Genomic DNA, 13059 nt, shown 5'->3' with positions numbered 1-13059 from the left:
TCACTGGCTCCTTCCCGCTGCAATCCTTATTACGCTTTCCCGTATCAAACCCGCACGGCGACAGCGTGGAGTTGTCCGTGAAAAGTCCGTATGATGCACGTCCCATAAAAGATAAAAGTGACAATCATGAGCCAAACGTTCATCCCAGGCAAAGATGCCGCCCTGGAAGACTCCATCGCCCGTTTTCAACAACAACTCCGTGACCTGGGGTTCAACATCGAAGAAGCCTCCTGGCTGAACCCGGTGCCTAACGTCTGGTCCGTGCATATTCGCGACAAAGATTGCCCGTTGTGCTTTACCAACGGCAAAGGTGCCAGCAAGAAAGCCGCCCTGGCTTCAGCCTTAGGTGAATATTTCGAGCGTCTTTCCACCAACTACTTCTTTGCCGACTTCTATCTGGGCAAGTCAATCGCTAACGGTGATTTCGTACACTACCCGAACGAGCAGTGGTTCCCGCTGCCGGACGATGACAGCTTGCCACAGGGGATTCTGAATGATCACCTGCGCGCATTTTACGATCCTGATAACGAATTGAGCGCCAGCATGCTGGTGGATCTGCAATCCGACAACCACAAACGTGGCATCTGCTCCCTGCCGTTTACCCGCCAATCCGATGACACCACCGTCTACATCCCGATGAATATCATCGGTAACCTCTACGTTTCCAACGGAATGTCCGCTGGCAACACTGCCAATGAAGCGCGTGTGCAGGGGTTGTCTGAGGTGTTCGAACGCCACATCAAGAACCGCATTATTGCTGAAGCCATCAGCCTGCCAACCATCCCGGACAGCGTGTTGCAACGTTATCCTGGCGTGGTGGAAGCCATCGCCACGCTGGAAAAAGAAGGGTTCCCGATCCTTGCCTATGACGCCTCGCTGGGCGGTAACTATCCGGTGATCTGCGTGGTGCTGTTCAACCCCAGCAACGGCACCTGCTTCGCCTCTTTCGGTGCTCACCCGAATTTCGGCGTCGCGCTGGAGCGTACTGTCACCGAACTGCTGCAAGGACGCGGGTTGAAAGATCTCGATGTCTTTACCCCACCGAGCTTCGACAATGATTATGTGGCGGATCATGCCAATCTGGAAACCCACTTTATCGATTCCAGCGGTTTGATCTCCTGGGATTTGTTTAAAACCGACGCGGATTATCCCTTTGTCGACTGGAGCTTTAAAGGCAGCACCGAAGAGGAATTTGCTACCTTGATGGCAATTTTCCACAAAGAGCACAAAGAAGTGTACATCGCTGATTACGAGCACCTGTCTGTCTACGCTTGCCGCATTATCGTGCCGGGGATGTCCGACATTTATCCGGCAGACGATCTACTGCTGGCAAACAACAATATGGGTGTGCATTTACGCGAGACCATCCTCTCTTTGCCCGGCAGTCAGTGGGAAAAGCAGGCGTATCTCGATCTGATCGCTCAGTTGGATGATGAAGGTTTTGATGACTTCACCCGCGTGCGCGAACTGCTGGGGCTGGCAACTAGCAAGGATAACGGCTGGCTCACGCTACGCATCGTTGAATTAAAAGCGATGTTGGCGCTGGCTGGCGGCGATCTGGAACAGGCCCTAATCTGGGCGGAATGGACGCAAGATTTCAACGGCTCCGTCTTCAACCCATCGCGCAGCAACTACTACCGCTGTTTGCAGACGCTGTTGACGCTGGCATTGGATGAAGAGCGTGAGCCATCGCAATATTACGATGCGTTTGTCAAAATGTACGGCAGCGACACCGTCGACGCCACGAGCGCAGCGATTGCCGGTGAGCAGTGTTTCTATGGGCTGTTTGACGTCGATGACACATTTTCCACATTGCCTGCACACCAATCGCTGCTGGCAGCTTACGAGAAACTGCAAGCGGCGAAGCGTCGTTTCTGGGGCTAATGCCGTAGCGCCCGTCCTCCCCGGTTAACGCCGAGGAATATTCACACTGTTGTGACCTCAAACGGCAACCTTGTTTTTTTCGAACAATTTTCCAGCAACACGCAAGATGTCATCATCCAATTATCTTATAGCTGCGTAATTTGAATAATTCGGCATTTCTCATAAAATGAAGAATAATGTACTTATTGTTATTGAATGGTGAATTTTTAATTAATTTGCAGCAACTCACAACACCGAAATGATACAAAAACGCATATCATTTAACTCTTTTCTGCGCTATTCCACCCCCTGCATTCAACTCTTTTTATAATTTTTAAAATATTTTTTATTTTTTTATTTCAATAAGTTAATTTGACCTTGGTGCAGATCGCAGAGGGATTTTACCCCACTAAATTTTCACGATATGATCCAAGTCAAATTTTGCTTTATACTGCTTTATTAGTATTCCCTCGCGGATAAATCTTGGAGAACGTTAGTGTGAAAGCTGACAACCCCTTTACACTTTTACTACCGGCAGCCATGGCGAAAGTCGCTGAAGATGCTGGTGTCTATAAAGCTACGAAACAACCCCTGACCACGTTTTTTTTGGCGATTACTGCTGGTGTTTTTATTTCTATCGCCTTCGTTTTTTACATCACAGCCACAATCGGTTCCGCGTCTATGCCTTACGGCATGGCTAAACTGATTGGTGGGATCTGCTTCTCACTTGGCCTGATGCTGGTTGTTGTCTGCAGCGCTGAGCTGTTTACCTCAACGGTATTAACAGTGATTGCCAAGGCAAGCGGCCGCATCACCTGGAAACAGCTGGCCTGCAACTGGTGTAACGTCTATGTGGGCAACCTGTTCGGCGCACTGTTTTTTATCGCCCTGATCTGGTTTGCCGGTGAGCACATGTTCGCCAACGGTGCATGGGGCTTGAATGTCCTGCAAACCGCAGAGCACAAAGTGGAACACACTTTTGTTGAAGCGTTTTGCCTCGGTGTGCTGGCTAACCTGATGGTTTGTCTGGCGGTATGGATGAGCTACTCCGGCCGGACACTGACAGACAAAATGTTCGCGATGATCCTGCCAGTCGGCATGTTCGTTGCCAGCGGCTTTGAGCACAGTATTGCTAATATGTTTATGATCCCCATGGGGATCGTTATCAAGAATTTCGCGGCGCCCGAATTTTGGGAAGCCATTGGCAAAGCGCCGTCCCAATTTGAGCACCTTACACTCCACAACTTTATCGTGGACAACCTGATTCCTGTCACGCTTGGCAACATCGTCGGCGGCGGTTTTCTGGTAGGGTTAACATATTGGGTTATTTATTTGCGCGGTGGCGACAAACATTAATCTGTCGCCGACTGCAAATCGGGTTATGAATTCCAAACCAAAGGTAGGTGTAATATGACCGAACTGAATGAAAAATTGGCTAACGCGTGGGAAAGTTTTAGCGCGGGTGAATGGCAGAATGGCGTCAACGTACGTGACTTCATTCAGAAGAACTACGCACCGTATGAAGGTGACGAGTCCTTCCTGGCTGGCGCTACTCCGGCAACCACCAAGCTGTGGGATGCTGTTATGGAAGGTATCAAACAAGAAAACCGCACTCACGCGCCGGTTGACTTCGATACTAACGTTGCAGCCACCATCACCTCTCATGACGCCGGTTATATCGACCAGAACCTGGAACAAATCGTTGGTCTGCAAACTGACGCGCCTCTGAAACGTGCGCTGATTCTGTTTGGCGGCATCAAAATAGTTGAAAGTTCCTGTAAGGTTTATGGCCGTGAAATGGATCCGCAACTGAAAAAAATCTTCACCGAATACCGCAAAACCCATAACCAGGGCGTATTCGATGTTTACACTCCGGATATCCTGCGCTGCCGTAAATCTGGCGTGCTGACCGGTCTGCCGGATGCTTATGCCCGTGGCCGTATCATCGGTGACTACCGTCGCGTTGCGCTGTACGGTATCGACTATCTGATGAAAGACAAATTCGCTCAGTTCACTTCTCTGCAATCCAAACTGGAAAAAGGTGAAGACCTGGAAGCGACTATCCGTCTGCGCGAAGATATTGCCGACCAGCATCATGCGCTGTCTCAGATCAAAGAAATGGCTGCCAAATACGGCTGCGATATCTCTGGTCCGGCTACCAACGCGAAAGAAGCGGTGCAATGGACTTACTTCGGCTACCTGGCTGCAGTTAAATCTCAGAACGGTGCCGCCATGTCCTTCGGTCGTGTATCCAGCTTCCTGGATATCTTCATCGAACGTGACCTGAAAGCCGGTAAAATCACTGAGCAAGACGCACAGGAACTGATCGACCACCTGGTGATGAAACTGCGTATGGTACGCTTCCTGCGTACTCCTGAATACGATGAACTGTTCTCCGGTGACCCGATCTGGGCAACAGAGTCCCTGGCCGGTATGGGCCTGGACGGTCGTACTCTGGTAACCAAAAACAGCTTCCGTTTCCTGTACACCCTGTACACCCTGTACACCCTGTACACCCTGTACACCCTGTACACCCTGTACACCCTGTACACCCTGTACACCCTGTACACCCTGTACACCCTGTACACCATGGGGCCGTCTCCGGAACCGAACATCACTATCCTTTAGTCTGAAAAACTGCCGCTGAACTTCAAAAAGTATGCAGCGAAAGTGTCCATTGATACCTCTTCTCTGCAATACGAGAACGACGATCTGATGCGTCCGGACTTCAACAGCGATGACTATGCTATCGCTTGTTGCGTAAGCCCGATGGTTGTTGGTAAACAAATGCAGTTCTTCGGTGCACGTGCCAACCTGGCAAAAACCATGCTGTATGCTATCAACGGCGACGTGGACGAAAAACTGAAGATGCAGGTCGGTCCGAAATCTGAACCGATCAAAGGCGATGTGCTGGACTTTGACGTGGTAATGGACCGTATGGACCACTTCATGGATTGGCTGGCCAAGCAGTATGTCACTGCATTGAACATCATCCACTACATGCACGACAAATACAGCTACGAAGCATCGCTGATGGCGCTGCACGATCGTGACGTGTTCCGTACCATGGCATGTGGTATCGCCGGTCTGTCCGTTGCCGCTGACTCCCTGTCTGCCATCAAATATGCGAAAGTTAAACCGATTCGTGACGAAGATGGCCTGGCCATCGACTTCGACATCGAAGGCGAATACCCGCAGTTCGGTAACAACGATCCGCGCGTTGATGACCTGGCTTGTGACCTGGTAGAACGTTTCATGAAGAAAATTCAGAAACTGACCACCTACCGTGGTGCTACCCCGACACAGTCTGTTCTGACCATCACCTCTAACGTGGTATATGGTAAGAAAACCGGTAACACACCGGATGGCCGTCGCGCTGGTGCACCGTTCGGACCGGGTGCTAACCCGATGCATGGTCGTGACCAAAAAGGTGCTGTTGCCTCTCTGACTTCCGTTGCCAAACTGCCGTTCGCCTACGCGAAAGACGGTATCTCTTACACCTTCTCCATCGTACCTAACGCATTGGGTAAAGATGATGACGTGCGTAAGACCAACCTGGCAGGCCTGATGGACGGTTACTTTCACCACGAATTCAGCATCGAAGGTGGTCAACACCTGAACGTGAACGTGATGAACCGTGAAATGCTGTTGGATGCGATGGAACACCCTGAAAAATATCCGCAGTTGACCATCCGTGTTTCTGCTTATGCCGTGCGCTTCAACTCGCTGACCAAAGAACAGCAGCAAGACGTTATTACCCGTACTTTCACTCAGTCAATGTAATTTCCCTGACTGCCTGAAAAGGCGTAAAATAAAGGCTCCACCCCGGTGGGGCCTTTTTCTCACCACCCGCACTGATAACCTGTTTTGCCAGCCTGCTCCTTGTACCGCGGCGGGCTGGCAAAACAGATTCAACACGACACCGTCGAGACGGTTTACCGTTCGTTTATTACACGTCCTACATTACGTCGGCGCACCGTTGCATTTCCCTGTTCGTGTTAACACCGGCTGCTATTGAACGGCCACATTTGGAGAAACACTTGCAATGTCACTGATCGGTCGCATTCACTCATTTGAATCCTGCGGAACCGTTGATGGTCTCGGTATTCGTTTCATCGTTTTCTTTCAGGGATGCCTGATGCGCTGTCTGTATTGCCATAACCACGATACCTGGGATACCCACGGTGGCAAGGAGATCGTGGTTGAGGATCTGATGAAAGAAGTGGTGACCTATCGCCACTTTATGAATGCCTCGAGCGGCGGTGTTACCGCATCGGGCGGTGAAGCCATTCTTCAGGCTGAATTTGTGCGCGACTGGTTCCGCGCTTGTCAGGCAGAGGGCATCAATACCTGCCTCGATACCAATGGTTTCGTGCGCCGCTACGATCCGGTGATTGATGAACTGTTGGATGTCACCGATCTGGTGATGCTGGATTTGAAACAGATGGATGAGAGTATTCACCAGAATCTGGTGGGCGTCTCCAATCACCGCACGCTGGAATTTGCCCGTTATTTAGCCAAGCGCAATCAGCGCACCTGGATTCGCTACGTAGTCGTCCCCGGTTGGTCGGATGATGATGCCTCAGCGCACCTGCTGGGTGAATTCACCAAAGACATGACCAACATCGAGAAAATCGAATTGCTGCCCTACCATGAACTGGGCAAACATAAATGGGTCGCTATGGGGGAAGAGTATAAGCTGGATGGTGTAAAACCGCCGAAGGCCGATACCATGAACCGCGTGCAATCGATACTGCAAAGCTACGGACATAAAGTCATTTACTGATGTGACGCGCTCCCAAACGATGACCGGATGGGAGCGTTTCATATCATGCCTTGCTTGTTATAGCAGATTTCCAGCAACCTTGACTTTTACCTGAACGGCATTGCCCGGCAAATATGCTAGCGGTACTTCAAGAAACTCGATGACCGTTATGCTTCCGCGTTCTGCACCCGCCGCCTCGGCCAGCGCAATCGCCTCTTGTTGCAAGGCATCACGCACGCTAGCGCGATCGCCCACGTCCATCGTCACCACTCGATTGATTTGTCCGCCGATCTGTCCCAGTGCCACACCGATAGCATTGGCCGCATCAAAATTCGCAGGCAGGATCACCTGGCTGACGCCTTTCAACCTATCAGGTAGCAGAATGCACCCTCCCCCCACTACGATAGCGGGCATCAACGCCGCAGACGTCTTCATTCGATCAATGGCCTCCTCTACCCTGGCAATCATGGCATGGTAAACGCGTTGGCAGAATGATGCATCCAACGTGGGGCGCACCGTCGGTTGCGGTCCCGACCACCGTTCCGGCTCACAGTTGATCAGCACATCGCTCAACGTTAGCCGATCGCCACCAAAACTCATGGCCTGCTGCAACAAGCGATAACCGACGCTGTCCGGACCAATCAGCACCTCCCCCTCACGGGTTTCGCGCACCAGCGTGCCGCCACCAATACCGATGGAGAGGATATCCGGCATGCGAAACTGCGTACGTACGCCGCCGATATTCACTGCGAGAGAGGACTCACGTGGAAAGCCCTTGGTCAAAACGCCGATATCGGTTGTCGTACCGCCCACGTCAATCACCAGCGCCTCTTTCAGTCCCGATAAATGACATGCGCCGCGCAACGAGTTGGTGGGTCCGCAGGCCATGGTCAGGATGGGATAGCGTTTGGCTGCCTCCATCGACAGTAGGGTTCCGTCATTTTGGCTAAAATAAGGCTCAACCGAGATACCATGGTGCCTTAATGCATTAATGAAGCCATTTACAAAACGATCCGCTGTGGTATGCAGTGCCGCGTTCAGAACAGTTGCATTTTCGCGTTCTAACAACCCGATATTGCCAATACGGTGCGACAGCGACAACACGACGCCGGGTAGCCTCTCACTCACCCAGCGCGCGACCTGGTGCTCCTGAGCAGCATTGATCGGTGCAAACACACCACAAATTGCGATGCAGTCGACCTGCCCGCACATCCTTTCGCAGGCAGCGATGACCTCTTGGTAGATGAGAGGGTGGATCTCTCTCCCATCAATCTCATAACCGCCGTGCAACTGATAGAGATGATCGCCCACAAGCGCTCGCCATGCTGCGTCCCATCCCGACAAGGGAGGGACGCCATCGCTGCTGGGCAGACTAAGCCGCAGCAAGCCTACGCGGTTTAATCCCTGACGTGATACCACGGCGTTTGTGCACTGCGTGGTGCCAAGCATGGCATAGCAGATGAGGTCTGGCGCCAACCCCGAACGGGCCATCACCCGTGCAATAGCTGACAGTATACCGCCATACACATCCTCGCTCGTCGGGGCCTTCGCGGTGGCGACACAGCGCAGATCGCCATCCAGAATTGCAGCATCGGTATGTGTTCCCCCCACATCAACACCGAGACGATAGTGATTTTTTAACACCATCATGTCGCCTTACCGATTCACCAACTGTTCAATAGCCACATAGTCAACGGGATAACCAAAATATCTGGGGCCAGCGACAGCCAAACCTCTCGCGCTGCGCCACTTGGCGTGGCAGGGGGATGCCACCACATCAACTCGCTGCCCATAGCGAAGGTTTTCGGTTACGATCGGGCGACCCGTTTCACTGTCAGTAATTGAGATCAGATCGGGCACCACCGCCAGCAGATTATCCTGCGTAGGTTCTAGGTGGGCAGATGAACGGTATGCCAGCAGAAACTCATTCTGAAATAATACGGTAACCTGTTCACCCTTATCGTTGCGCATCCCCTCGATAAGCACGTGACCACGCACAAAACCGCCCGTGGTCTGGCGCTTAACGTCTATAATCTTGCCGGAGGCTATAACGTGGCCGTTGAGCGCCTGGGTGATGGCGTGAATCGGGTTACTGCCCAACTGCCACGCCAGCCGTAACGTTTGTCCGATGTGTTGGGCCAGGGTGAGGGTGCTGGGAATAGCGCTTTTTTTTAACGCCCGCCCGGTTAAGGGGTAGTCGCACATCACCGCTGCTGCGCCCATTTGTTCCATGATCGCGCGAGCAAAGCGTTCAGACCAGAGGCCATCAATCGGGTGTAAAACCAGCGTATTGCCTTTTTCATCCGCAAGGGTATTTGGCCCTGAAGGAAGATCGTCAAGATAGAAGCTAACCATTTGTACTTCAGGGAATGCGCGCCCTACACCATCACAATCCACCACAGGGATCTGCTTTTGCGCGGCCAGAATCATTGGTATCAACGAGTTAATACCACCGACTTCAATGGGGAAAGTTCCCGTAGCACATCGCGCAAGCATTGTCTCCATCATCTCAAAGGCACGTATCACTTGCGATGGAGAAATAATTTTCTCAATCGCCACCGTCGGAGACCCCATTAAACTACAGGGGATAAAAAGTGCGTTATCTTCAATATCGTTAATATTCCACAGATGAACTGGCCCCCAGTTGTTCATCGCTTGCTTTGCAATCAAAGCGCCAAGATAAGGATCCCCACCTCCACCAGATCCTAATAACGATGCGCCTAACGCGATATCATCAATGGCTTGTTCGTCAATATAACGGCTCATGCATCATCCAATCGGGTAGTTTCGAGAATACGGTTCGTTCTAACAACTACCAACCAAACGTTTTTGCATGATGCTGCTCAGGGCAACATAAATGATTATGCTCACAGAAACACCGTCCAACGCGGGTACAGTGGTGAGCGTCAATTTCCCACTAAACTCAGGCGACGTGAGCAAACTGGTCCCGCACCCAATAATCCATGCTATACAGGCAGGAACATTAACTACCTTAGCTGTGTCAATTCGCTGTGCTATGTGTTGGGCCCCCAAAAAGTAGTATTCAGCCAAATAGACACCGGCTATTGGCGAGATAAAAATCCCAAGGAGTGACAAAAAGACAGTGAAATTGGTCACCATGCCGTTACAGGCAAGCCCCAACCCGGCCAAAGCAAGCAGCGTAACCAAGACTGGACGAGGTACGCTGCGCATGACGACGGAGAGCCCTAATGCGGATGATATAAGGTTGGAATTGTTCGTTGTCCATTGGGCAAAAATCAAAATGACAATAGCGGATATTCCGAGACCGATGCCGAAAAATATCTCAACCAAATCACTGCTTCCAACTAAATGCGTCAGAATTAGCCCTATCAGAATGATAATGCTGTTACCGACGAAAAATCCGATACCAGCGCCTAAAATTGCGTCTTTACGCGTTTTCGCATAGCGTGCAATATCTGGTGAAACAACAACAGCCATAATCCAAATTGAAACCACATAAGAAATACCGTTCCCCATGCTCAACGAACTTGTCAGCGTTAAGGGCGCAACAACTGTCGACTGATTTTTGGCTGCTAAAAAGATCCCGATGATAATCAACACCAACATTAGCGGCACACTGAATGCGCTGAGTGTACCCAGCGCACGGACACCCCAGATAGCAGGTATCGTCATCAGCAGCATACCAAAACCCAAAATACTCAAGCGATCAGGAAATAGTTGGTAGTAATACATTGATTTTTGAAATATTTCTCCAAAAAAATCCAACTGAAATGCAAACCACCCGATTAGCGATAGCGACAGCATAATATTTATCAGTTTTCCGCCCCAGAGACCAAATACTGAATTGCTCAATAATGCTGTTGAAAATCCAGTGCTAAAACCAACGTTCCCGCAAAGTGCCGCCAATATACTGAGAATAGCAGATCCAATAAGTGTCACACTGACAGCAGCACCAAATGATAACCCACCACTCAGATAGGAAGCCAGATAAAGCCCAGATATATCAATACCAATAGCAGTCCAAATCAGCGCAATGATATACCATCGTTTGCGTGCTTCACTGGGCACGGTTTCATATTCATAGTCACATATATATCGAGGTTTTGATTTTATTCGAACACATTTTTCGTAAGACATACTATTCCCCATCTAGGTTAAATTTCACTAGCGAACATTCTACGTGATGTTTTCGCGCGGCTATCAAAAAAACATTGCCACGTTTAACGTGGAAATAGGATTTCCCTGGTGTAATACGAAAAAACGGTAAGACTTCTTTCTAATCGGGTGTGTATATAACATAAAGCGAATTTACTTCTGGTAATAGCGCTTTGTTTCAATGTTAACATTCAGCATATTTGATATATTGAATAGGATGCTTTATGCGATTAGATAAGCTTGAAATTCGTTGGCTGAAATTGTTTTGTATCATCGTAGAAAAACGCGGTATTACCAATGCACAAAATGCAACAGGGCTGACCCAACCTGTTTTAAGCAACTATCTTTCTCGCCTGGAAGATGTGCTTGGCGTGTTACTTTGCGAACGGGGCCGCAGTGGTTTTAAACTCACAAGCGAAGGAGAAATTGTCTATCAGGAAGCGAAATCTATTATCTCCACGATCAATGAGTTTGCCAATCGATTAGCGCGTATTCAACATCAGCTTAAAGGTACCGTGAAACTCGGTTGTCTGGACAACACGGCGACACATCCCAACAATGTGGTCTCACACGCAATAGCAAAGCTGTACCAACAGAGTTCTGAAGTGAATGTAGAATTGGAGATCACCGAATATACTCCACTGATTGAGCACCTAAAAAATGCCAATCTGGACATTGTGCTTAGCGTATTACCCGATGACTTCCCTGTTGATATCTATTACGAACCGGTATTTATTGAGCACAGCTATCTGTATTCAAAAGCAAAAGAGGCAAAATACATTGAAAGAGATTGGCGCAATGGCTCACTGAACCCGAGAAGGATTCTGATTGGTGGGCATGCTGTTAATGAAATCAGCAAACAATTAGGGCCAGTCTCTAAGCAAGGTTTTCATCAAACCGCCTGGCACCTCGAAAGCAGTTTATTGCTCGTGTTAGCCGGCACCCATATTAGCTACTTACCCGATCACTACGCCGCAGCCTGGGTAGAACAGGGCAAATTGGCCGCTATCGCCCCTGACGAGTTAAACCTAACCAGTATCTTTTACCTGATTCGCAACGCCAGGCAGCGCCTGAGCCCGGTAGCAGAAGCGTTATGGAACAATATCGTGGAGGCAAGCAAAAGCTAATTAGCCAGCCTAAAGTGACATTTATGCCGCCAACGGTTTGGGGTGGCGATCGCTTTTCTTCATAAACCAGCGATACCGCAGCAATCAGCACAAACAGCACGCGATCAGAATAGGTTTGCATCAGCGCGGCCGCCACACTGGGACCAACAATGCTGCCGACGGTATAACTGAGCAGCAATGACTGGTTCATCGCCACCAGCTCTTCATTACATACCTTTTCGCACTCCCAGGACATTGCTACCGGGTACAGCGTAAATCCCGCTCCGCCCATCAAAAACAACGCAGGTGCCATTACCAGATGTCCAACGCTCAATAGCGCAACGCAGGCAACAATAACGGCAAACACCAGCACGCGCAGCACCAGTAAGCGCCCATAGCGATCTGCCATGCGCCCCACTGGCCACTGACCGACAATACCGGCACCAATCAACAGCGCCATCCAATAACCCACGTCAGCATCGCTGGTGCCACTGTGGGAGAGATAAAGCGGCATCAACCCATACAACGATCCCAGGATCACGCCGGAAATCACACAGCCATTGATGCCCAGACGCGCACTGCGCTTACGCAACATTTTTCCGACGTGGACTGGATGCTCCGGCTGCGTCAGACGCGGTAAACGGGTGCACAGCAACGGTAACACGGCAAACACAATCAGCATTACCATCCAGGGAACAACACTCGCTACAGCGGTTGGCAGCAGGCCGACATAGATCTGGCCAACGACGCTTCCCAGATAATAGGCAACCATATAGGCTGCAAGCAGTTGAACACGGTGCGTGGCTGAGCCGCTGCACAACAGCGCACTTTCCACGACACCCCATATCAGCGAGCAGCCGACACCGGCGACAAAACGCCATACCAGCCAACTGGTTAAGTCCGTGGAAAACATCAGCCCCTGCGTTGCCAACGCAAACAGCACAGCGGCAAGGTAATAGCTGCGATTAAACCCTTGACGGAGAATCAAGCGTCCGGCCAACAGCGTCCCCAGCAAGTTACCCGTAAAATAGGATGACCCCACGACGCCGACCTGCCACACAGAAGCATGCTGATAGTTAAGCCATAACGGAACCAGCGTATTTAGTACAGCGATACAAACCGTAAGCAGCATAAGACCGCAGAGCAATAACAGCACTGGGCGAGAAAAAGCAGACATAGTGGACGTGG

At 50.5% G+C, this 13059-nt stretch carries 7 protein-coding genes and 2 pseudogenes; 5 read left to right on the top strand and 4 right to left on the bottom strand.

What is annotated here, in order from left to right; genetic code table 11:
• Nucleotides 1-126: 126 nt before the first annotated feature.
• The 4 genes and pseudogenes from ycaO to pflA all read left to right on the top strand — a co-directional run bounded on the left by ycaO (nucleotide 127) and on the right by pflA (nucleotide 6649).
• On the top strand, nucleotides 127-1884 hold the full coding sequence (gene ycaO / locus CS369_RS09305) for a 30S ribosomal protein S12 methylthiotransferase accessory factor YcaO (protein WP_196906856.1): 1758 nt from the start codon (nucleotides 127-129) through the stop codon (nucleotides 1882-1884).
• A gap of 477 nt (nucleotides 1885-2361) precedes the next feature.
• Nucleotides 2362-3219 (top strand): formate transporter FocA, encoded by an 858-nt coding sequence (focA, locus tag CS369_RS09300; RefSeq protein ID WP_196906855.1) that lies wholly within the window; start codon nucleotides 2362-2364, stop codon nucleotides 3217-3219.
• A 54-nt stretch (nucleotides 3220-3273) separates the two neighbouring features.
• Nucleotides 3274-5646: pseudogene (locus tag CS369_RS09295) on the top strand (formate acetyltransferase).
• 262 nt (nucleotides 5647-5908) lie between these two features.
• Entirely contained in the window at nucleotides 5909-6649 is a 741-nt protein-coding gene (gene pflA, locus CS369_RS09290) for a pyruvate formate lyase 1-activating protein (protein ID WP_196906854.1), read from the top strand.
• 57 nt (nucleotides 6650-6706) lie between these two features.
• Here pflA and CS369_RS09285 read toward each other — a convergent pair whose 3' ends face one another.
• Genes CS369_RS09285 through CS369_RS09275 form a run of 3 tightly spaced genes read right to left on the bottom strand, consistent with a single transcriptional unit; the run spans nucleotide 6707 to nucleotide 10747 of the window.
• On the bottom strand, nucleotides 6707-8278 hold the full coding sequence (locus CS369_RS09285) for a hydantoinase/oxoprolinase family protein (RefSeq protein ID WP_244664913.1): 1572 nt from the start codon (nucleotides 8276-8278) through the stop codon (nucleotides 6707-6709).
• A 6-nt stretch (nucleotides 8279-8284) separates the two neighbouring features.
• Complete coding sequence (locus CS369_RS09280) at nucleotides 8285-9394, bottom strand: DUF917 domain-containing protein (RefSeq protein ID WP_196906853.1); 1110 nt, start codon at nucleotides 9392-9394, stop codon at nucleotides 8285-8287.
• A 39-nt stretch (nucleotides 9395-9433) separates the two neighbouring features.
• Nucleotides 9434-10747: a cytosine permease gene (locus CS369_RS09275; RefSeq protein WP_196906852.1), complete on the bottom strand. Its 1314-nt coding sequence runs from the start codon at nucleotides 10745-10747 to the stop codon at nucleotides 9434-9436.
• 242 nt (nucleotides 10748-10989) lie between these two features.
• Between CS369_RS09275 and CS369_RS09270 the strand changes: the two genes are divergently transcribed.
• A complete protein-coding gene (locus CS369_RS09270) occupies nucleotides 10990-11892 on the top strand; it encodes a LysR family transcriptional regulator (RefSeq protein WP_196906851.1) in 903 nt (300 codons plus the stop codon).
• A 21-nt stretch (nucleotides 11893-11913) separates the two neighbouring features.
• Here CS369_RS09270 and CS369_RS09265 read toward each other — a convergent pair.
• Nucleotides 11914-13048: pseudogene (locus CS369_RS09265) on the bottom strand (MFS transporter).
• Nucleotides 13049-13059: the final 11 nt, after the last annotated feature.

Source organism: Candidatus Symbiopectobacterium sp. 'North America' (genome assembly GCF_015762685.1).
Lineage (GTDB): Bacteria > Pseudomonadota > Gammaproteobacteria > Enterobacterales > Enterobacteriaceae > Symbiopectobacterium.
Note: the sequence above shows the minus strand (reverse complement) of the source record. Positions and strands in the feature narration are given on the sequence as shown.

What these genes read in the sequence shown, in the direction of transcription:
- ycaO (WP_196906856.1), top strand. Translation starts at nt 127, where the DNA reads ATGAGCCAAACGTTCATCCCAGGCAAAGATGCCGCCCTGGAAGACTCC.
- pflA (WP_196906854.1), top strand. Translation starts at nt 5,909, where the DNA reads ATGTCACTGATCGGTCGCATTCACTCATTTGAATCCTGCGGAACCGTT.
- CS369_RS09285 (WP_244664913.1), bottom strand. Translation starts at nt 8,278, where the DNA reads ATGATGGTGTTAAAAAATCACTATCGTCTCGGTGTTGATGTGGGGGGA.
- CS369_RS09280 (WP_196906853.1), bottom strand. Translation starts at nt 9,394, where the DNA reads ATGAGCCGTTATATTGACGAACAAGCCATTGATGATATCGCGTTAGGC.
- CS369_RS09275 (WP_196906852.1), bottom strand. Translation starts at nt 10,747, where the DNA reads ATGTCTTACGAAAAATGTGTTCGAATAAAATCAAAACCTCGATATATA.
- CS369_RS09270 (WP_196906851.1), top strand. Translation starts at nt 10,990, where the DNA reads ATGCGATTAGATAAGCTTGAAATTCGTTGGCTGAAATTGTTTTGTATC.